Source organism: Spongiibacter taiwanensis (assembly GCF_023702635.1).
Taxonomy (GTDB): Bacteria; Pseudomonadota; Gammaproteobacteria; order Pseudomonadales; family Spongiibacteraceae; genus Spongiibacter; species Spongiibacter taiwanensis.
The window spans coordinates 2478007-2499171 of record NZ_CP098455.1 but is presented as its reverse complement, the minus strand read 5'-3'; the positions used below and the strand labels follow the sequence as shown (position 1 = coordinate 2499171).

At 45.8% G+C, this 21165-nt stretch carries 18 protein-coding genes; 2 read left to right on the top strand and 16 right to left on the bottom strand.

The genetic code is table 11. The features are described 5' to 3' along the window. The first annotated feature begins 105 nt into the window (after positions 1–105). On the top strand, positions 106–714 hold the full coding sequence (gene rsmD / locus NCG89_RS11530; protein ID WP_251086687.1) for a 16S rRNA (guanine(966)-N(2))-methyltransferase RsmD: 609 nt from the start codon (positions 106–108) through the stop codon (positions 712–714). 817 nt (positions 715–1531) lie between these two features. Here rsmD and NCG89_RS11525 read toward each other — a convergent pair. The 15 genes from NCG89_RS11525 to NCG89_RS11455 all read right to left on the bottom strand — a co-directional run bounded on the left by NCG89_RS11525 (position 1532) and on the right by NCG89_RS11455 (position 17680). Continuing rightward, positions 1532–1900: a hypothetical protein gene (locus NCG89_RS11525; protein ID WP_251086686.1), complete on the bottom strand. Its 369-nt coding sequence runs from the start codon at positions 1898–1900 to the stop codon at positions 1532–1534. Positions 1901–2872: 972 nt separating this feature from the next. Next, complete coding sequence (locus NCG89_RS11520; RefSeq protein ID WP_251086685.1) at positions 2873–4282, bottom strand: mannose-1-phosphate guanylyltransferase/mannose-6-phosphate isomerase; 1410 nt, start codon at positions 4280–4282, stop codon at positions 2873–2875. Positions 4283–4336: 54 nt separating this feature from the next. After that, positions 4337–5677, bottom strand: a complete 1341-nt coding sequence (locus NCG89_RS11515) for a UDP-glucose dehydrogenase family protein (protein WP_251086684.1) — start codon at positions 5675–5677, stop codon at positions 4337–4339. A gap of 260 nt (positions 5678–5937) precedes the next feature. Next, positions 5938–7263, bottom strand: coding sequence for an oligosaccharide flippase family protein (locus NCG89_RS11510; protein WP_251086683.1), 1326 nt, complete (start codon positions 7261–7263; stop codon positions 5938–5940). Positions 7264–7278: 15 nt separating this feature from the next. Then, positions 7279–8340, bottom strand: a complete 1062-nt coding sequence (locus NCG89_RS11505; RefSeq protein WP_251086682.1) for a polysaccharide pyruvyl transferase family protein — start codon at positions 8338–8340, stop codon at positions 7279–7281. Continuing rightward, on the bottom strand, positions 8333–9736 hold the full coding sequence (locus NCG89_RS11500; protein WP_251086681.1) for a Coenzyme F420 hydrogenase/dehydrogenase, beta subunit C-terminal domain: 1404 nt from the start codon (positions 9734–9736) through the stop codon (positions 8333–8335). The genes NCG89_RS11505 and NCG89_RS11500 overlap by 8 nt, the downstream gene beginning before the upstream one ends. Continuing rightward, positions 9733–10614: a sulfotransferase family protein gene (locus tag NCG89_RS11495; protein WP_251086680.1), complete on the bottom strand. Its 882-nt coding sequence runs from the start codon at positions 10612–10614 to the stop codon at positions 9733–9735. The genes NCG89_RS11500 and NCG89_RS11495 overlap by 4 nt, the downstream gene beginning before the upstream one ends. Before the next feature lie 39 nt (positions 10615–10653). Then, positions 10654–11655 (bottom strand): sulfotransferase family protein, encoded by a 1002-nt coding sequence (locus tag NCG89_RS11490; protein ID WP_251086679.1) that lies wholly within the window; start codon positions 11653–11655, stop codon positions 10654–10656. A gap of 28 nt (positions 11656–11683) precedes the next feature. Beyond that, positions 11684–12928: a hypothetical protein gene (locus tag NCG89_RS11485; RefSeq protein ID WP_251086678.1), complete on the bottom strand. Its 1245-nt coding sequence runs from the start codon at positions 12926–12928 to the stop codon at positions 11684–11686. Next, positions 12929–13930 (bottom strand): sulfotransferase family protein, encoded by a 1002-nt coding sequence (locus NCG89_RS11480; protein WP_251086677.1) that lies wholly within the window; start codon positions 13928–13930, stop codon positions 12929–12931. Beyond that, positions 13875–14549 (bottom strand): putative capsular polysaccharide synthesis family protein, encoded by a 675-nt coding sequence (locus NCG89_RS11475; protein ID WP_251086676.1) that lies wholly within the window; start codon positions 14547–14549, stop codon positions 13875–13877. The genes NCG89_RS11480 and NCG89_RS11475 overlap by 56 nt, the downstream gene beginning before the upstream one ends. 117 nt (positions 14550–14666) lie before the next feature. Then, on the bottom strand, positions 14667–15596 hold the full coding sequence (locus tag NCG89_RS11470; protein ID WP_251086675.1) for a glycosyltransferase family 2 protein: 930 nt from the start codon (positions 15594–15596) through the stop codon (positions 14667–14669). Beyond that, positions 15593–16123, bottom strand: a complete 531-nt coding sequence (locus NCG89_RS11465; RefSeq protein ID WP_251086674.1) for a glycosyltransferase — start codon at positions 16121–16123, stop codon at positions 15593–15595. Before NCG89_RS11465 ends, NCG89_RS11470 begins: the two co-directional genes overlap by 4 nt. Beyond that, entirely contained in the window at positions 16120–16581 is a 462-nt protein-coding gene (locus NCG89_RS11460) for a UDP-N-acetylglucosamine transferase subunit ALG14 (protein ID WP_251086673.1), read from the bottom strand. Before NCG89_RS11460 ends, NCG89_RS11465 begins: the two co-directional genes overlap by 4 nt. Positions 16582–16594: 13 nt before the next feature. Next, on the bottom strand, positions 16595–17680 hold the full coding sequence (locus NCG89_RS11455) for a glycosyltransferase family 4 protein (protein ID WP_251086672.1): 1086 nt from the start codon (positions 17678–17680) through the stop codon (positions 16595–16597). 115 nt (positions 17681–17795) lie between these two features. Between NCG89_RS11455 and NCG89_RS11450 the strand changes: the two genes are divergently transcribed. After that, positions 17796–18869 carry a polysaccharide lyase family 20 protein gene (locus NCG89_RS11450; protein ID WP_251086671.1) on the top strand — a complete coding sequence of 358 codons (1074 nt, stop codon included), beginning with the start codon at positions 17796–17798 and terminating at the stop codon, positions 18867–18869. On the opposite strand, the gene NCG89_RS11445 is transcribed toward NCG89_RS11450, so the two are convergent. Beyond that, positions 18866–20305, bottom strand: a complete 1440-nt coding sequence (locus NCG89_RS11445) for an undecaprenyl-phosphate glucose phosphotransferase (protein WP_251086670.1) — start codon at positions 20303–20305, stop codon at positions 18866–18868. The genes NCG89_RS11450 and NCG89_RS11445 overlap by 4 nt on opposite strands. Positions 20306–21165 lie beyond the last annotated feature (860 nt).

Sequence of the window (21165 nt, the reverse complement as noted above, 5' to 3'; positions counted from 1 at the left end):
CCGCCCGCCGGGGAGCACAGACAGAGCAATAGCAAGACCAAGGTTTACAGCAAAAACAAAAGCCGTATGCTACCACTTCTCATTACGACAGGCACTGGAATCACCATGGCAGCCCGACCCGGCTCCAAGCCCTCGAACAAGCCCCGGCAAGGCCAGCTGCGCATCATTGGCGGCCAGTGGCGGGGGCGCAAACTCAGTATTATCGACGCCGAAGGGCTGCGACCCACGGGGGACCGAATCCGAGAAACCCTGTTTAACTGGTTAGCGGCCGAAGTGCCCGGTGCCCAGTGCCTCGACCTGTTCGCCGGCACCGGCGCACTGGGGCTTGAAGCCCTGTCGCGCGGCGCCGCCTACTGCGACCTGGTAGAGAGCCACCGCCCCGCCGCCACGCGAATAGCAGAACACCTGAAAACCCTAGCCTGCGACGACGCTGCCGTACACCATACCGCTGCAGCGACCTTTCTAAGCCAGCATCAACGAGTTTATGACCTGGTTTTTCTCGACCCGCCGTTTCACAAAGGTTTGTTGCAGCAGGTAATACCCGCGCTGGAGCCCCACCTGAAAGACGGCAGCCTTGTTTACCTGGAGGAGGCATCGGACGAGGCAGCACCACCGATCCCTCATCACTGGCAACCGCTGAAAGCAAAACATACCGGCCAGGTTCGCTACAGCCTTTTTGAAGTTAAGAAGCCCGCAGATTCGGTTGAGCCATAACCGGCCAAAAATGCTCCAGGCCCTGTCGGCAAGTGTGAAATAAAACATTGCAGCCGTCGGGCACCACCACCTCACCGCCTCCGTCGCGCCCTGACCCGAAGCAACGCGGAGGGGAAGGGTCCAATGGCACGAGACTAACAACACCCTGCCATCGTTCATGGACTCTTCGCTCCGCTCAGAGAACGTCGAGGAAGGCAGTCGGGGCGGAGCACCCCACAACGTGTCCCCACCATATCGCTCCCTGACCGCAAGGGAAGGGTCCACTAGCAATGGCACGAGACTAACAACACCCTGCCATCGCTCATGGACTCTTCGCTCCGCTCAGAGAACATCGAGGATGGGATTCAGAGACCCGGAAATATCAACCATCGCTCCCTGACCGTGAGGGAAGGCTACACGCCAGCAACCCCCTCCCCATCGCTCCCTGACCCGAAGCAGCGCGGAGGGGAAGGGTCCACCGCATTGGCACATGCTATACAGCCACTGCCGTTGTTCGTGGACTCTTCCGCTGCGCGTCAGAGAACGATGGGGAAGGGGCTCAGAAAGCGTCGGAGGTGGGGTTCTGCGACAACCTTGATTAGAAAGCCAATACTGCGTCATTCCCACACGGTCGCTCCCTGACCGCTAGGGAAGGGTCCACTTTTATGGCAATTCGCCTAACCGCTCCGCCAGACTCAACAAATACTGTTGATCAATGAACCCAACACCAAAACCCCGAAAACACAAAAGGCGACTGCATTGGCAGTCGCCTTCTAATTCAACGGTGCTCAGACCCGCGAAGAATCCCTCCCGCGAACCCGGTTGCCCGTTGCGCCCCTTAAACCTCCAGGGTTTGCCAATCGACTTTCAGCTCTTTCGCCCAAGCCTTGATAGTTTTATCAACCTGGGGCGCCTTGGACTCGGCAACCTCACCAGTTTTCGGGTTTTTAAACTTGCGCACAGGACGCGGGCTGGGCTTTTTACGGGTTTTCGCTTTTGCGACTGCCTTAACAGCCACTTTTTTTGCCTTTTTCGGACGGCCTTTTTTAGCAGGCGCAGCAGCACCTTCTGTCAAAATAGCCAGCAGGTCATCACTGCTCTGGCCATGTTTCTTCATCAACGCTTGAAGATCAGAAATAAATTTGAATTTTTGATCCAGGGCTTTATGTTCTGCTTCGAGTTGTTTCTGCAATTGTTCAATATTCATTTATCAACCTTGTTTTCAATTAAAGAGTCGTTTTTATATCCAGAGGCTGCGATAGACCCCAACCTGTATAAATAGTGCCCCTGCCTACAATGTGAAAACGTCGGCGTTTCCTTGGCAATACTGCTAAGCGGCGCGGATTTTAACCAATTAATGCGAAACTCACAAATAGCGTAGCCTAGCGATCCATGCGCTGCCATCGAAAAATCCACTTACACTCAATAAATCAGCAATTGTTACGAACTTGAACAAAATCTGGTGCAAATATTTTAATTATTTAATTCATTCGCGGTTTCAACTCTCGGAATTCACAGAACTGCGATTTATGATCACGCTCAACCAACGAAAAAAGAAAATAGAGTGATTCGCAATTAAAAAGTAATGCCGCTGAAAACCTCAGATGCTGTTTCACCAATGTTAAACGCTCTGCCGGATGCCAGCAGAAAGACAGCATGAGGGCACGGACTCTAGGGAATGGCAACCCCGCTGGATACCGGCTCGAAGGCCGGTATGACAAAAGATTCGCAAGGGCGCACATAGCCTGCCTCGAACCCGACCCGAGGGCTGGCAGGAGGAAAGCCCCCAACCTCCCGAAACCGTCATTCCGGGCGCGCTGTTCAGCGACCCAGAATCCAGCAATACCCGGAACCGTGCGAAGGATTCGACCGCAAAGGAACCGCAACCCCACCGGATACCGGCTCGAAGGCCGGTATGACAAAAGTTTCGCAAGGGCGCACATAGCCTGCCTCGAACCCGGCCCCGGGGCTGGCAGGAGGAAAGCCCCCAACCTCCCGAAACCGTCATTCGGGGCGCGCTGTTCAGCGACCCGGAATCCAACAATACTCAGAACCGCGCGAAGGAGCCGGCCGCAAAGGAACGGCAACCCCGCTGGATACCGGCTCGGAGGCCGGTATGACAAAAGCACCTCACAGCCCGCCTTTGGCCTGATCCGGGGCAGGTATGACGAGAGAAAATCTATGCCCGACCGTAGCGATCCTCAAACCGCACAATATCGTCCTCACCCAAATACGAGCCAGACTGCACCTCAATCAACTCCAGCGGAATCACCCCGGGGTTCTCCAGCGCGTGGACCTCACCAATGGGGATATAGGTCGACTGGTTCTCGGTCAACATAATCGTGTTCTCACCAATAGTGACCTTGGCGGTGCCCGACACCACAATCCAGTGTTCCGCCCGGTGGTGATGCATTTGCACAGATAACTTTGCCCCCGGCTTAACGGTAATCCGCTTCACCTGATAGCGGTCACCATTATCAATGGAGTCATACACGCCCCAGGGCCGATACACATGGCGGTGATGCAAAAACTCGCTGCGGCCCTGCGCCTTCAGGGTATTCACAATGCTTTTCACATCCTGCACTTTGTCCTTGGCCGCCACCAGTACCGCATCGGTGGTTTCCACTACCACCACATCCTCCAGCCCCACGGTGGCCACTAAACGGTGCTCTGCACGAACATAAGAATTGCGGGTACTCTGGGTGAGCACGTCTCCCATCAGCACATTGCCTTCCGCGTCGTTGTCACCCACCTCCCACAGAGAAGACCAGGCTCCCACATCACTCCAGCCCGCATCCATGGGCACTACCGCGGCTTTATCCGTCTTTTCCATCACCGCATAGTCGATGGAATCATCCGGGCAGGCGGCAAAGGCCTCTTTATCCAAACGCAGAAAATCAGCATCCCGGGTTTTGCCCGCGTAGGCCTTTTCGCACGCCGCATAAATATCGGGGCGGTGCTGTTTCAATTCATCCAAATAAACTTGAGCAGAAAACAGGAACATGCCGCTGTTCCAGTAATACTCGCCCTCATCCACATAGGTCTGTGCGGTCTGCAGATCGGGCTTTTCCACAAAACGCGAGACCACAAAGGCGCCACCATCCAACGAGACGCCCCGCTGAATATAGCCGTAGCCGGTATGGGGCGAGGTAGGCACAATCCCGAAAGTCACCAGTTTGCCGGCCTCCGCCTGCACCTTGGCCAAGGCCACCGCTGCCTGAAATGCCGCCACATCTTCAATCAAATGATCTGCCGCCATCACCAACAACAAGGGTGACTCACCGGCAGCACCATCCAGCGCCTCAAAGGCCGCTAGCGCAATCGCCGGCGCCGTATTACGCCCCTCGGGCTCCAGAATAATGGCATCGGTATTGGTGCCCATCGCGACGGCCTGCTGGGCAACAATAAAGCGGTGCTCTTCATTGCAGATCACCACCATGCCGTCGTTATCCAAACCCGCAAGGCGGTCGATGGTGGCCTGGAGCATGGTTTGCTCACCGCACAATGATAAGAACTGTTTGGGGAAAGATCGGCGGCTAGCAGGCCAGAGGCGGCTACCACTACCACCCGCAAGAACTATCGTTCGCATATCGGTACTTTACTCACCGAGCTAAAAGCCAGAACATAACACATTGTGACAATACTAGACTAAGCAAACGCTGCGCCCGCGACCGATACCGTAATAAGCAATACCATACCCTTCAACCAATTCAGGGTCATAAATATTACGACCATCAATAATTACCGGGCTAATCAGCATCTCTTTTATCAAATCGAAATCCGGCGCTTTAAACACGTTCCACTCGGTACACACCACCAAAGCATCAGCGTCATTCAATGCCGCCTCTTTGGTCCCCATCAACGCCAAACCTTTGCGGTTACCGTAAATACGCTGAGTCTCATTCATTGCCTCTGGATCAAACGCCTGTACCGAGGCCCCCGCCTTCCACAGAGCTTCCATTAGGACACGACTTGGCGCATCCCGCATATCGTCGGTATTTGGCTTGAAAGACAATCCCCAAAGCGCGATTTTTTTCCCGGCCAAATCCCCCTCAAAATACGCCGACAAGTTGGCAAATAACTTACTCTTCTGCCGAAAATTAACCGCCTCGACCGACTTCAATAACTCCGGCGCATAACCCACCTTCTCGGCAGTACGTACCAGCGCCTGCACATCTTTAGGGAAACAGGACCCGCCATAACCACAACCAGGATATATAAAGTGATAGCCAATGCGAGGGTCTGACCCTATCCCCTGGCGCACCTTTTCAATATCCGCCCCCAAACGCTCCGCCAGATTAGCAATTTCATTCATAAAACTGATTTTGGCGGCCAACATGCAATTGGCAGCATATTTAGTCAATTCAGCCGACCGCACATCCATCACAATCAACTTTTCATGATTGCGGTTAAACGGTGCGTACAGCTCCCGCATACGCTCTTCGACCTTGGGGTTATCCGTGCCGATAATAATCCGGTCAGGCCGCTGGCAATCCGCCACCGCAGCCCCCTCTTTCAAGAACTCCGGATTGGAAACCACATCAAAGGCAAGCTCAACCCCCCGCTCAGCCAACACCTCCGCAATACAGGCGCTGACTTTATCAGCAGTGCCCACCGGCACCGTAGATTTATTGACAATAATCCGCGACTCCGCCATATGTGTAGCAATAGTCTTCGCCACCGCCAACACATATTTCAAATCCGCCGAGCCGTCTTCATCCGGCGGAGTACCCACCGCAATAAATTGCACCCGGCCGTGCTTAACCCCTTGATCGGCGTCAGTAGTAAATTGCAAACGACCGGCTTCGAAATTCTTCTTAACAAGCGGGGCAAGGCCGGGTTCAAATATTGGAATCCCTCCCTGCATAAGATCTCTAACACGCTCGGCGTCCACATCCACGCAAACAACGGAATGCCCTACATCAGCAAGCACAGCCGCTTGAACTAGCCCAACATAACCAATACCAAATACTGTAACTTTCATAAAAGAAAACCAAATTGAATTATATAAAAAATTGTGCCCTAACCGTTTAGCTGTGACCTAAAAGTTTCATAGAGCTCCTCAGAAATCAAAATGCTTCCACAAAAACTTCCAGATTCCTGCGGGCAAATTTATGCCTCGAACTCTACTCGAGCACTTGAAGTCAATATTATCTGACTAAACATTGCGCCCGAAGAGACAAAATTTTTGAGGGAAGTTTTTAACATGAGCTTAAAGACCATGAAAAGTTTGATGAACACCTGTTAGCCCTTTATACCTAAAACCTGCATGATGTACTTAACTTTGGGAACAATATACAAATGACTAACCTTCCCAGCTGCCAACCAGAAGCAAAACTGCATACAAGCTATACTAAATGAAGTGGCAATTGCTGCCCCTAAATAGCCATACTTCAAGATAAAAATATAGTTCAACGCGATATCAATACCCAGCGCGCCGATACATATGGCATTCCTAAGCCAGCCAAACTCGCCGTACATGAGCACTTTTCCAGCAGGACCACAAGCAACATTGACAAACTGACCAATCAAAAGCACATAGAGAACATCGACATATCTAACGAATTCAGCACCCCAAATACCTACTATATTTTTCCCGAAAAAGAAAAAAACAATCATTACCGGACATGCAAGCGCTATAACATAAGAACAAGCCTTTGAGGATACTTCAATCGCTTTCAACCAATTCTTTTGCGCACCCAACTCAGCTATCCGTGGCGCGGTGAACGAATCAGTTATAGCCTGCAAAATCATCAATAAAGCAGCCAACCGATAAGCTATCGAATATCCACCAAGGTCCTCATTGCTAACCATAAATCCCAACATAATATTATCGACATTGACAAGCGCCAGTGTCGATATCGAACCAATTAGGAATGGCCTAGAGTAGACCAGCATATCTTTTAAACTTGGGATTTCAATGTTTGGATGTATGCGTCCCCCCGGAACATTCCGCAAGAAATAACGACAAATAACCAGTCGGAAATTTATTACGCCTACAACACCCAATAACCAAAGTATGGAATATAGCCAAAAATCGAAATCGCTTACCCCAAAAAAACCTAATCCCAAAATTATCAAACTGACCAGAGGAACAGGAACCCCCTCCAACATGACGGACTGCCAAGGCTTCTTTAAACCGCGCACAACACCGACAGAAGCAAGTGAGGCAAAATTTAAGGCCGACCCCAAGAAAAAAACCGAAAAAAGGATGTATTCATTGCCATCGAATGCCATTTCCTTTTTCAAGCCCAATAGCAAAAGTATTAAAGAAGAAATAAAAACTGTAGCGCCAAAACTGAACAGATAAACCATTCTTATGACAGGCGCCAACATTTCACCCTTCCCGAGCACCAAATTGCTAGCGACAAATTTTGTCATCGACTGGTTTAAGCCAGCAGAACCAAAATATCCCACCAAGGTACCGCATGACGTGCCCAAGGTGATGATTCCTGTGGCACTGATACCAAAAATCCTAGCAACTAATATGGACAACACCAGAGCAAAAATCAATCCGCTCGTCTTTGCGCACAATGCAAAAATAGCGTTTGCTATTTTCCGGTTTTTCATCTCAAAATTCGCACGTTAATTGCCGACATCCGAAAAAATATCTGCTACACATTCATTAATAAAATTATTACTCAAATCAATCAAACTACGCAAAGCATCAAAGGAACCTGAATAACACGTTACTATTTCATCAATACACGACACATCACCATCGTCCACAACTGCCCCCAAAAGATTTAACCTCTCCAGAAGATCAACAACCTTATTTTTCCCTCGGGCAAAACTAACAAAATTCTTTTCGTACTTGATTGAAAAAACAGTGCCGTGGAAAGTATCCGTAAAAACACACTGCGCACGCTGAATAATCGTCAGAAATTGAAAAGGACTGCATGCCACTACTAGATCGCACCAGTCATTATTAAAACCCGGAGATACCAACTTCAACCCGGCCCTATCAGCGTAGTTCCGAATTTCGACGGCCCGAGACTTACTCAGTCCGTAGCTATAAACAACCGCATAAGGTTCATCGAACGGCAGAAAAAATTCTTCACTAGGAAAATCAGCTAAAAATGCTGGATCTAACACTATCGGAATTCCAGCGCTACCTAAAATTTCAGAGGCTATAAGCTGAGTTGTTTTGTCCCTTACAGAAACACGATTAATACCCCGCACACCAGTTCTAAAGGCATTATTATTACAAGCAATCTCAACTGTGGTATTACCGGCGCTAGGCGCGTATGAGTATTTTTTCAAACCTTCCAAATTCAATCCATAGAACTCCGGACAGCTAACGAAGGTATTGTTTACCAAGCTCCAAATCTCATCGGCACCAAAAAACGCGGCAGAAAAATCTCCATCAACCTTTTTCAAAAATTTAAATTTCTTTTCAGCGAGCCAAAATTGATAAAGTTTTTTTAACCCAAAAATTAATCCCGAAAAATTCCTGTCATTTTTTTTGAACAACGACTTAAAACGCCTTACATTCTGTCTCAAATCGTATAGATCCAAAAAGTATGTATCTAACCGCCGAGACTGTAAAACACTTTGCAAAGCATATGCTTGCAGATATGCACCGTAATTCAATGACTTACTCAATGTTACGATTAAGACTTTTGGCTGCACTTTCGACTCACCCACCGCCAATCCTTCCTTTAGTAATTTTTTTGATGACGCGCCGCATCAAGCTTGGTTTATTAATATCCTTATACTTCGCATGCATCGGGCCCAACCAATTCAAAAATACCTCTATTGAACCCTCTTCCAACGCTTCCAGAAATTTATCATGACTCCCGGCAGATATTTCTGCACGCAACTTATATATTGCCCTTCGCTGTTTAGAAATTTTATGCGCCTGTATTCCAAAATCTCGTTTGTTAGGCACCCATCTACCGGCCTTCCTTTCCTCCTCAAGGCGCACGACCAACCCCTCGCGCCGATGCCGGAAGCCAGCCGCTTGTGAGGCAACAACGTCCCGCTCGTCGAGCTCGCTTAATGCCAGCCGCCCTTCCCTTAAACCCTTTTGAACCAAAAATGATACCTCTGAATTCCTAATAACAATAATCGAGTCTCCGTCAGAATCGCGTACGAATTCGGGCAACCATGCGTCGCCAACACTAATATCAGCGAGCTCGCCCACAACATCATCACAAAAATCACATGCTTTTGGCTTGAACAGCCCCATCCCATAGTCGAGCCCTTTAAGGCTGGAATTCGGGCGCCACTCATCGACTAAATTACCCTCATCATTCTGGTAGGCGATTGTGCTTGCCTGAACGCGCGCTGGAGAATCTTTAGTTTTGCGGCGGAAATCGATCGAGCGTACCTTGTCAAAAGGTATCGGATATTGCATCGCAATAAATTTCGCGTAATTGGCGGTCTTAAGACCGCCACAAATAATACCGACTACAAAAGCAATCCGCTCCTTAATAACGACATCCGCTCTCTGCATCAGCCTAATCGACTTTGTAAAACATGGAATTGCTGTAATCGCATATCGACCTGGATGACTCTTGACGATTTTATATACTTCGTCAAGACTTACAGGATAGTAACAAGCTTTTGAACCATCAAGAACACTGCTTGCGCTGTCGAAGATCATATATTTGAATAAAGGGCTATTAGTTCCCGTTGCAGCAACCTGAATGAAGTAATCTATCTTATTTTCCTTCAATAATTCAGCGCCTATCCACTTGCTCATGCCACCAGACGTACCCCTGCCTCGGAATTCGCCTTCCTTGACATGACCACCATATGCAAGTTCATAATTCCCAAGATAGGGACTTCTAAATGGTGTGTTTGGAAAAAGCTCATGACCGATTGCATCCTCCCGAAGAGACTCGTCTGCAAACGGACACACTGAGCCAAGCGCGTTTTCACTTGAGAAATTGCTTGCTGCATCATTTGTCGATCGATCAGTCGCTATAATGGCACCGATTTCATTGATGTTCATAGAATAATGGGAATTTTCAATGTGAACACAATTCCCGCAGCCGATACAAAAGTCGTTACTGAGAACCAAGTCAACAGGATTCATCTCGATCTCCACTGCTTCTTTTTCCTTTGATAGAGGCACGAAAGCCTTTCCGCATCAAGCCCAACGTGCGCTCTCTTTATTACCGGAAACTTTTTTTGCAACTCATAGACATCCATATCCCAGCAAAGGATCTCTTCTGCCAAGTGAGCTTCAATCAACTTTTTGTATTGCGACTCCCTAGCCACCTCCGGCCTTCTGACATTGACAATTGAAATGTCGAAGCGATTTTCAATATCCAGAAAACTCGCTAGTTTTTGGGAAACGGCGGATGGATTTTCTATGAAATCCTCATATTTAATATGTAGAAAATCGTCACTTAAATTTTTTTCACTTGAAAAATTCCATGCATCAATCCAGTCATTTAAATATTCTGACGAAGATCGAATCGGCCACCAATCATTTCCCGAAATCGCCATATCCCTACGATGGATACATGAATTAATTACATCGTACGGATTTCTAGTAACGTGAATAAATTTTGGCACCCCAAGCACAGAGGAGACAAAGTCCAAATCCCACGTGTAATATTTCGGGTACTTATCCCCAATAATAAACTTGCTCAAATCCTCTTGATCCCCAAGAAGAGAAGAGGTGTACATAGCTGTCAATGTAGGAGAAATAGATTTAGCACGCTTAATAGTCGAAACATCAACTTCGTCTTCATACGCGCCGACAGATTCCTCCTTTTTTGACAACCCTCTGGGGGTTCTTTTGTTTATATGTTCTTCTCTATAGAAGCAGGTATCAATTATTTTTGCAGTTCTATAAAGATCTTGCTCGTTAGACAACCTTATAAAAGGATGCGAATTGAGGAAAAAATTTAGCAGCGTAGTGCCACTTCTTGGACACCCACCCAAAATCAACCAAAGATTATTCATTTAACGAATAGCCCCGAAATTAGTCATATCATTAAAAAATCAACTCATTATACGCTTCTTAATCTCGTGGGCGGCATTAAAAAATTTTGAAAGATTAAGGATATAAACGAAAGGCGAGAAAGCCACCAACCGAATAAGCCAGAAAAAATAAGAAAACCCAAGCCCCAGCCCTAAGGGCTGAGTAACAACGGAATCGTAACCCATAGATTTCATTTCCTCGCCCCCGACTTTTTCAATTAATGATATTTCACCCCGCGAAAGCCCTTCGACAAACTTCCTAGAATTATTAACTTTGATAGTGCCAGAAAATTCCGACAAATCCTCTTCTGGAATGCTTAAAAAATCAGCTAATGAATTAAGCGTTTTAGCGGACTCAGAAAGCAATTCCTCGTACTTAACGAGGTGAACCCTATCGTCACCCACATACTTCATTAAATTTTTCACTGACGACCGCCAAAACTTCGCCATAAGAATAGGGTTATAATTAAAAAACAGTCGAAAAGCTTCAGCTTTCCCCCCCCTATCCCATACTTGGAATGGCTTACGCTTTTGACTGAATATGCAATCGCGCGGGTCGCGCAACATGAATATTAATCGAGCTTCCGGGAATACGGTCAATATCTCTTCGATATAATAAGAATTTCTCGGCGTTCCGTCGCATAGCCGAAGAGCTTGCAAATCATCCTGCAACGCTTTTATGAATATACTCAAAACTTGATATTTGAACTTTATATTTTGATTCTTGACCAAAACATCGCCAACCACTTCTTGGATTTCCTGAGCAGATGAATAAGGACAATCCATCCGTTTGATGTATTGCTTGCTGAGCTTCACTATAAGCTCTTCTGCCTGCCGAAGAGATCCAATGGTATCCTGAGGCGATACAGACAGACGGCCAAAATAGTGAAGCTCACCCAAATGAGAGATTTTCCCCTTCGTAGCCTTCTCCAGTAGATTACACATAAATTTAGTGCCACTGCGGGAATAACCAAATACAAAAATTGGTTTTACAGCATCATTTACCGCATTAGTTGGTTTCAAAACTTGATTCCTTCAATTGAAATACCACTTACTCTTCCTTTTTCGAGGCTGACTCAAGCCCGAAAAGAAAAAGAACTAAAGATGCTGCGCAAATTGAATTGCTTAAAAAGCTTTCAAAAAACAATGAAAAGCTCACAAAAACCAAAACCCCAAGCCAAATTGTCCTATCAAACTTCCATTTGGTTTTGGATACCAAACGAAACAAAAGTATTAAAAACATAGCAGCGAAGAAGAAGCCCATCTCACCTATCAAAGAGGCAACATTGCAGTCGTATAAAGCTGTATCAGCGCGGTAAAAAAATGTATCAGCAACTCTGGTCTCCTGATAGACGCCCACGTCATAAGCAAATTTCGTTCCATAAGTACCTAACCCGCTGCCAAACGGGAAATAATCAAGAGCAAGACGCCCACCCTCCGTCAATAGGAATAACCGAAAGTATCCTATATCATTTTTTAACCCCTCTTCACCGAAGAATATGATAGAGGCGCCGTAAAATGCGATATATGCGAAAACAGGCGACACCAAAAACCATATGACTATTCGTATATTTGATTTGTATGCGGAGAGAACTTTCAACGAAAGCCCGATGACAAACAATGCCATACCAAGCCGCCCCCCAGTAAAAACCAAACCCACCGCAGCGAAAATTAGCAAAACAAAATATAGTTTCTTCCGCATTCCGAGCATTTCAGCGGACGCAAATGACAATAAGGCAAATAGATGCGCCACTCTATTCGCATTTAATTGGAATCCACCAACTCTATTAATCGACGTGAATTCTTCGCGAATTTTTTCATTCAAACCGAGATGAAGAAATACTTGAGGATTTAGGATGTTCATCACAACCCCAATAAAGGTGATCGCCAAAACAATCTTAAAGAAAGCCAAAGCAACTTTTTGATGAACAAATTCATTAGCGAATAAAAAAAACACAAATAATTTTGACATCAAAAAAGCCTGACTCACCACCTCCACAGCGCTTCGATTTCTGCCAAGCATAAGACTAAAAAATACGACGGAAACAATAAGAACCAAGAAGAAAACAAATTCCTTGCCAGCCACTCCAGTTTTTAGCAGTTTAAATAGCAAAAGTAATAGAAATAGAACCGTCACCAACTCATCAATTACATCAAGCCGTCTCCACAATACGGCCTCAAGAATTGGCGAAAAGCAGACTAAAAACAAGCATGAACACCAGAGATAACTTAGCCGTTCATTATTGCCAAACTTCTTAGATGCGCCGAAATTTTCTCCAACCTCAACTGCTTGCATTCATAAATACCAAATCTGTGAAGACGGCAAGCCAATAATCTCATCCAGATCATAATTTGCTTCGCGAAAATAGCGGTTCAAGTACTCCCTAGTAGATAATTTCATACACCTCTTCCTTGTCCTGCTGAACCCAAGACCGCCAACGACCATTAATACTATTTTCAATTTGTAAAGCAAATATCTAAAACCTGCAGGCATCACACCACCAACTAATATATCTTTAGAGTATCGCCCCCTCTCCAAGCCCTTAAAAACTCTAGATGTGAGCAACCAGCCGAAAAGCCAATTGGGATACATTCCGCTGTTTTCCCTTGAGCCCAAAGAGTCATTTAGAATACTCTTCACTTTATTTGAACCAATGCACAAAAAATCAGCCAACCTGTCGAACTCAGCTTCCGGAGATTTAAAAATATTCTCATACAGCATGAAGCAGACCCTTTCTCCAAATGCCTCTTTAATTTTTTTTGCTTGATCCCTATAAATACTGCGATCAAGCAACTCTAAATTACCTCTTGATATTTCGCCCTCAAAAGAAGACGTCGCTCGTCCAGTTCGAACAAGGTGCCAATAGTGAGAAAATGCTCTTTCTGTAGGATTTCTTAGTACCACTAGAATTTTAAGCTTTGGAAAAGCTTCGGCAAGATTCCTAAAATTAATTTTAGAATGGAATAGCGTAGTTGAATCCCAACCTACTAAATGCTTAGCTGAATAAGCACTTCCAATTTTTTCAACCGCTGAAGTCCAGCTGAGATTAGAAGCATCAAGGAAAACCAAACCCTTACTATCCGCAGCTACGAAATCCGGATGAACAAAAGGATCATTGCAATCTAAAATATGGATTTCTTGCTCTGGAAACTTAACATTTTCCAATCTATCCAAAGTTCTGTGCAGCCATGTAGTACCTGATTTCATTGCACCCGCGACAATAAAGTCAGGCGAGACCTTCTTAACTGTATCCATTGTCATCCCTAAAGCCTTTTGAGCAGTGATCTTTGATGTCATCTTCAGCAGCCAAACAAAACTCTCGATATAACTGTGCATACCATTTTTTTGAGCCTCTATTTTTGTCCTCATCTACCACTTTAGAGCTCAAATTCAAATAGGGGATCAATGCCTTCAAACATTCTTCCATTTTCTCGCTACGACCAATAAAAACCCTAAACCGACCCGACTCGATTACTTTAAATGGCTCACCACCCAAGCATGCATCTTCGTATCTTATTCCTGCAAGCCTACACAGCTCCAACCTGACCCATCGCTCCGGGTAATCTCGAGGAAAAATTTCTTTAAACGCAACCCTTAGGAAATCAGGATCCTCACTCCGGCTCTTAACTCCACTTTTCGACATGTAGTACGTAAGCCAATAAGGGAGATCCTGGAAGAACATTGAAGGATCACGTGCCACAGGATCCCGAAAAAACGTCACTATGGTCACGTTCTTTCTATTCAGATATAGAATCAGACGCTTCGATGGGTACACAAAATATTTTCTAAGCAATATCTTTAGCCGCCCATACTTATAGAGATGGTAAGGAAAGGAAGGAGGCATTCCATAAAATGTATGCGTATGGTAGGAATTTAATACTAGCCCCTCCACAGTACTTGAACCAACTTTACCCATGGTATAGACCAGAACAAAATCGGAGGACCTGACCTTTCGTAAAAATTTAAACATATTTGCCAGCGGTATATTAGTAGATGATACAAACGAGTTTTGATACTACTCTATCGAAGAGTTTTAAGAAAATCGTAACTTCCTTTTCAAATACAGAGGGAAAATATAGCAATAGTAATAAAATTTACGATAGCGGGTCAGCTTATTCAGAAAGTCTGGCTTTCCACAAGCATGTCCATCCTCACTAAGAAGATGCGCCATCCTAGTAGCTTCAGCCCTGGCAAGCAATTTCACAGAATATTTCCACAAAGTTTGGTCCCTCTCAAAAATCCTTACCGCAGTTTCCAAACCAATTGAATAAATTTTAGAATAGTTCCTTCCCTCGCCAGAATACAAGTTACTCCCGTGCAATCTAAGTCTTGCATACATCTTATTGCTGTAATAACCAGAACTAATAGACAACGCTAGTATTCCCAGGTATTTATCAGAAATACCAATACCAGAAGACTCAGGCATTGGAAATATTTTATTCAAGCAATCTCTTCTAAAACAAAACGCCGACGTCGGAGGAAGAAAAATTTTCGGTTTCCCTCTGTGCCTTAATGATTTTTTTTCATTAACTATCCCCTCAATCTGTAAAGGCGTCCTTCCTTCAACAAGGCCTGATGATGAATTAAATTTTTCTACAGCATGAAAAACGAAGCCTATTTCAGGCTCTTGCTCAAAAAGTTTTACAACTTGGTAAACTTTTTCTTGCGAAAAGACATCATCCGCATCCAGAAAAAATATAAACTCACCAGTAGAAGCCTCAAACCCGGAATTGAATGCCTTCGATTGTCCGCCATTCTCCTGATAAACTGCACGAATACGTTCACCATATGATTGGATTACATTTCGTGAACGATCTGTTGAGCCATCATCGACTACTATTACTTCAATGTCGGGATATTTTTGCGCTAGCGCACTATCAATCGCCTCCCGTAAATATTTTTCGTAGTTATAGTTAGTAATTAATATCGAGACTCTCCCACTTTTAGGAACTAGATTTTTCATTTTAAAAAATCTTCGAGAATTTTTTTACATTTGAGCATATCGCCGCTTTCCAAAGGGCCACTCCCCACACATTTCTCGACATTACCTTTTCCAATTCTTTCTAGCTCATACTGCAGAGCACTTCGAAATTCGCTCTCCTCAGTAAAAAGCTTTACATTTGAAAACTTTCCCAAAAAGCTATTAACCGTATCGAATTGATGGTCATTCCTATGCTCACCTAACCTACTAGATCGCGCCAAAAATAGTCCACACTTCCCTTCTTCGAGACATGTCAAAATATTTCCCATACCGGCATGAGAAATCACCAATTGAGCTTTTGCAATATTGCTCGAAAACTCTTCAGGTGATAAGTACGGTATTAATTTAACCTTCAAATCAGTGGAAAAGTTTTCAACTTTATAGCCCACATCCGCAGACTGGCACACCACCTCGCACTCTTCCGGCCTCACCCCTAAAGAAATTTCCTCCAAGACATTTTCGATCAAGCGAGGAAAAGGCAACTGGGTCCCAACGGTAACAAATATCACAGCACCTTCCCCATATATGTCAGCTTCGCATCTTGGCTTGCCAGATGCTCCCACTGCGTGCCCCATAAATCGGCCCATCGCCTGGCATATTTCCCTGATTTGGAGAGACTGCTGTAGTTGGCAATACTATCAATCCATACAGTCCGCTTCCTCAGAAGTTTTGCGCATATCAACATGCACAATCCTGGTAGCGCTCCAGTAGATACAACATAACTAGGCCTGTACTTCATCAAAATATAAAAGCATCGCGGCATACAAATAATTACCTTCCAAATCTCATTTGCGTTCAAATCTGGAATGTATTCTGCGTTTTTTCCATCAATAGACAAAAATTTATTTGTAGACGTAATCACGAACTCGTACTTTTCTGAATCTAGCAAATTGCATACACGCATAAGTTGCTTATAGTGCCCCCCAAAAGAGGCAGCCATGAGAACTTTCACTTTTTCTTCACGCATGATGCCCACCTACTCACTGTAAAATTTCATTTAAGCTTAAGCCAACCTGTTCCGCATCATATTTTTTGTTCTCTTCGATTAGCTCCGAGTTAATTAACTCAAGTTCCTCTCTTTTTAACCTAAGAAGCTTTACCAACTTCTCCTTCATATCATTTTCACTTTCCGCAACTAGGAACCCTGAAGAGTCCGACTTTAAGATACTGCTAGCGGCTACATTTCTTAATGCTATCGGAACCGCGCCACAAAAAATCGCTTCAATTAGAACAAGCCCTAAAGATTCCCCTTCTCGGGTCGACGCAAATATAAATATATCCGCTTCTTGATAATATCTAACCAGCTCTGCTTGGCTCACAAAATCTACGAACCCAACAGAGCCAGAGGCTATGTGATTTTCCAGAATTTTTTGCGCTGACTGCTTTTCAGGCCCCTGCCCAACGAATGTTACAGAAACTCCAGTAGACATTTCTGGGAGCTTGAAAATTTCTGCTAAAATTCTTGCAAAAAGTAACGCGCCCTTTCCATCAATCATTCTTCCAACGAAAAGTATTTTCTTCGAACTTTCATCCGCTGATCGCTGTTTGCGAGCGCCTTTTTTGAACAAACTTGCATCAACACCTGCCGATGCGTTTACAAAAACTGCGCCGCCGTCAATACCATAAGCCTCTACTATTTTTCCCTTAAACTCGTCTGAAGGAACCACTATTTTGTAACTTAGCCTTATCGCTGACTTCGCGATAATTTTTTTTATTTTCCGCCTAAAGTTTCCTTCATTTTTTTCTGGAAATGCGTCGCTCCCATGAAAGTGCAAGATGATCTTGAGCTTTGGATTAAACAGCTTTGCCACCAAGGCCGGGGGGGCGCTATGGGTCACATAATGAATATATGCAATTCCGTCAAATCGCACCAGGCGAGAAAACGTTTTACAGTAGAAAAATATATATGACATCAGCTTTGATTTATTATTATTTAATGCGATAACTGCGGCATATCTACCTAGCTGAGTGATTTTCTTAAAACTGTTCTGGACGAAAGTGCCATAGTAAGGCCTCTCTTCAGAGGGATACATATTTGTAATATAAATTACTTCAGGTTTTGACATTTTCCTGCCGGCCATACGATACGCTTCAATTGCCCCACCCTACTACTGGATATGGACTTACTTAAAGTTTTATGTTAATCAATGAATTTGAACTCCATTTCAAGGAATAGGGCCCGTGACTCATTCTAAAAACACCACCTTACCAATAGCCCTTATTTGCTGTTTTAGCGCAAACATTCTTTGTAGCCAAGTTGTTGAAGAAAAAATAAAAACAAATAAAGAACGAATAGCGGACGTTAGCGCCAAGCAAAGGCGCATATCAGAAGAAACCCTTCGCCTAACCTCCCCACAAAGCCTGAGAGAAAATCTTATTTGGTCAACAGGATTCGAAGAAAAGCAGTTCCAATTTATATATGGAGGCAAATTAGACGAGAATTCTGGACCAGAATGGGCAAGAGCTAAACGCCAGGATAAAGACGATTCCATTATATTCTCTTCATCGTTCGCACGCTCAGGGCAATCCTCATTAAAATTAACCTGGAGACGGGAGCTCCTTGGTGAGAGCAACGACAGCAAAAAAGCTATGGTGATTTTTGGAAAGCCTTCATTCACCGAAGGCCTAGAGAGATGGTATGGGTTCAGCATTCTTCTTCCATCAAGTTTTTACACTGACAACGACCCTTACAACGCGCTGATTTTCCAAGTTCACGCGACGCCCGATCACCATTTAAATGAACAATGGCGCTCACCGCCTATTGGGCTATCATTGCGAAACGGAAAATTAAAATTTGGATATACATACGACACCGAGAAAATATCCCAAAAAAACTTCAACTTAAATCAAAACCGGAAAAGCTTTGAAATTGGCGACCTTTCTTCTTTACTTGACAAATGGACTGATTTTGTAGTTCACGCTAAATTCAGCGTTAACAACAAGGGCTTGATAGAACTTTGGGTAGATGGTCAGCTAATTGTTAGCGATAGCAATATAAATCTCGGATACAAGGACGACTATGGCCCTTATCCAGGCTGGGGCATTTACTCTTACAACAGCACCAACCCAGAAAGATCTATATATTTAGATGAAGTACGCATTGGCAACAATTCAAGCTCATATACTCAAGTTGCACCCGGGCGCAACGACAACACCCAGCAAAAGCCCCAATTTGACAGCTCGGCCAACCATTTACCTACAGCCAATGCCGACCCATTAACGCCAAAAAGATCTGAACAAAAACCATATCCTTAATAGACGTGATTTCCGAAAAAACCTTTTATCAGTGTCAGCCACACAATTTTAACATCAAAAAAGACCGACCAGCTTCGTATATAGGCCAAATCAAATTCAATCCGCTTTTCCATCTTCTCGAGGGTATCAGTCTCGCCGCGCCAGCCGTTAACCTGAGCCCAGCCGGTAATACCCGGCTTTACCAGGTGACGCTGCATATAACCGCTGATTTTGTCTCGATACAACTCGTTGTGCGCAACAGCATGGGGCCTGGGCCCCACAATGCTCATCTTGCCCTGTAGCACGTTAATAAACTGGGGCAGCTCATCTAACGAGGTACGGCGCAAAAAGCCACCCACTTTGGTAATGCGACAGTCGTCTTTGGTGGCCTGAACCACCACATCACCGTTATCACAGCAGGTCATAGAGCGGAACTTCCACACCATAATCTCTTCGCCATTGATGCCGTAGCGGCGCTGCTTGAAGATGACAGGACCCGGGGAGCTAAGTTTCACTGCAGCAGCGATAATCAGCATTGGGATCGCGATGCCGCACAGAATGATAGAACTCAGAATAACGTCTTCAGCGCGTTTGATCACGGCATCAAAGGAATCGAAGGGGGTGTCATAGACACTGACAACAGGCAGGCCACCGATTTCACGGCTGCGGGCATTGAGCATTTTGAAGGTAAACAGGTCTGGCACGATGTGAACGCAACAAGAACTATTGGCGAGCTCTTCGACCAACTCTTTAATGGTCTCCTCTTCGCGCATGGGCAGAGCGATGTAAATATCGTCGAACTCGCCTGCACGGGCCTGTTGCTTAAGGAGCTCTGTCGTACCAACAACCTGAACATCTTCTTCCAACAGGGGGTAATGACCAATTGGCACCCGGTCATCATAGAATCCGGCGACCGTCATCCCCATCCACGGGCTACCAATAATGCTGTTTGCGAGACTGATACCGGGCTCTTTCGCGCCAACGATGGCTACTCGGCGCGTGTTGACGCCGACGCGGCGAAATTCACGCAGGACCATGCGGGCGGAAATGCGGTAGAGGCTTATGGCGACGGGCACCGCGACGGCCCAAGCAACCATGACCGCACCACCATACTCCTCCGTCAAATCGAATAAAAAGGTAATAGTGAGAAGGGTACCCAACACAACCAACCAAGTGGTAACGACGGTCTTTACTTCAGTAAATAACGATTGGCCACGCCAGGAAAAGTACAAGCCGTTTTTATGAGCGAAAATGTGATAACAGATAGACGCAACGAAGGCTGCGATTTGGTAGCCCATGCCCCAAGTGTAGTCGGCAAGCGACACCAAGCCAGCGAGCAAACCCCAGATGACCAGTACATCGGCCAGTTGATGGGCAGCTGTCACCATTGAATGGTGTTGTTTTATAAAGCCGCCGACCTGCACACCCTGCCCTGCATTGATTGGCTCAGATTTCACAGCAATTCCCTCGCGCACTCATTTCGCATCACTTCCTGGTTTTTGGCACCAATACTTACTTGACTGAAGACACCGGCGCTTGCCGCCGATGTCCACGACGCACCACCCTGCGCCCCTCTGCACCAAAAAAGGCAACAATTTTGCGCCAATATCGGTCAGATTCCAACGGCTTTTCAGAAATTTAATGCTTCCGCATTAATGAATTGGTAAGAAATTGTTTCCTTACCGGGCCACTGACGCCACCCCCTGTCCGTGGGGGTCATTGTCCGCTCCCCTTCGATTTGGCCGATTGGGAGACGTTCATGAGAAAGCAAGTTGCGGGCCAAAGCCATCGCCTTTGGGGTCATGATTGTCGCAGCAACTTACTACATTTATGTTTCAGCCAGGTATCGAGGTGTTCTCGTTTGGTGGGATTGGAGGGCGGATGATTTTGGGGCGGCGTTTGGCGGGTGGTGGGCGGGGTTGGTGGTTGCCGCGTGGGGGCCTGGGGTGGTGCTTTTGTTCGTGGGCTCTTCGCTGTGCTCAGAGAACGCTAAGAGGGTGCGCGGGGTTGCTAGGCCCCGGCTCGGAGGCCGGGGCGACGGGTTCGGTGATCGGGTTCGGAGACGGGGCATTAGGATATTATCTTTGGGGTAATAGGGGTGGTTTTGCGGCGGCGCGGTAGCGGGGTTGGCTTTGGGGTGGGTGCTTTGTTTGGCACAAATTCTGCTTGCGTGCACAACAACGGGGCTGCGGTTACATGCGGCCCGGTAGCAACCTTCGGCTTTACCTCGTATTATTGCCGGGCTTCGTTGCTGCGCTAGCGGTCTGTCTGCTTTGCATGACGGGCGGCAACGAGAAAACTCCGATAATCGCTCATG

What these genes read in the sequence shown, in the direction of transcription:
- rsmD (WP_251086687.1), top strand. Translation starts at nt 106, where the DNA reads ATGGCAGCCCGACCCGGCTCCAAGCCCTCGAACAAGCCCCGGCAAGGC.
- NCG89_RS11525 (WP_251086686.1), bottom strand. Translation starts at nt 1,900, where the DNA reads ATGAATATTGAACAATTGCAGAAACAACTCGAAGCAGAACATAAAGCC.
- NCG89_RS11520 (WP_251086685.1), bottom strand. Translation starts at nt 4,282, where the DNA reads ATGCGAACGATAGTTCTTGCGGGTGGTAGTGGTAGCCGCCTCTGGCCT.
- NCG89_RS11515 (WP_251086684.1), bottom strand. Translation starts at nt 5,677, where the DNA reads ATGAAAGTTACAGTATTTGGTATTGGTTATGTTGGGCTAGTTCAAGCG.
- NCG89_RS11510 (WP_251086683.1), bottom strand. Translation starts at nt 7,263, where the DNA reads ATGAAAAACCGGAAAATAGCAAACGCTATTTTTGCATTGTGCGCAAAG.
- NCG89_RS11500 (WP_251086681.1), bottom strand. Translation starts at nt 9,736, where the DNA reads ATGAATCCTGTTGACTTGGTTCTCAGTAACGACTTTTGTATCGGCTGC.
- NCG89_RS11495 (WP_251086680.1), bottom strand. Translation starts at nt 10,614, where the DNA reads ATGAATAATCTTTGGTTGATTTTGGGTGGGTGTCCAAGAAGTGGCACT.
- NCG89_RS11485 (WP_251086678.1), bottom strand. Translation starts at nt 12,928, where the DNA reads ATGCAAGCAGTTGAGGTTGGAGAAAATTTCGGCGCATCTAAGAAGTTT.
- NCG89_RS11480 (WP_251086677.1), bottom strand. Translation starts at nt 13,930, where the DNA reads ATGACATCAAAGATCACTGCTCAAAAGGCTTTAGGGATGACAATGGAT.
- NCG89_RS11475 (WP_251086676.1), bottom strand. Translation starts at nt 14,549, where the DNA reads ATGGGTAAAGTTGGTTCAAGTACTGTGGAGGGGCTAGTATTAAATTCC.
- NCG89_RS11470 (WP_251086675.1), bottom strand. Translation starts at nt 15,596, where the DNA reads ATGAAAAATCTAGTTCCTAAAAGTGGGAGAGTCTCGATATTAATTACT.
- NCG89_RS11460 (WP_251086673.1), bottom strand. Translation starts at nt 16,581, where the DNA reads ATGCGTGAAGAAAAAGTGAAAGTTCTCATGGCTGCCTCTTTTGGGGGG.
- NCG89_RS11455 (WP_251086672.1), bottom strand. Translation starts at nt 17,680, where the DNA reads ATGTCAAAACCTGAAGTAATTTATATTACAAATATGTATCCCTCTGAA.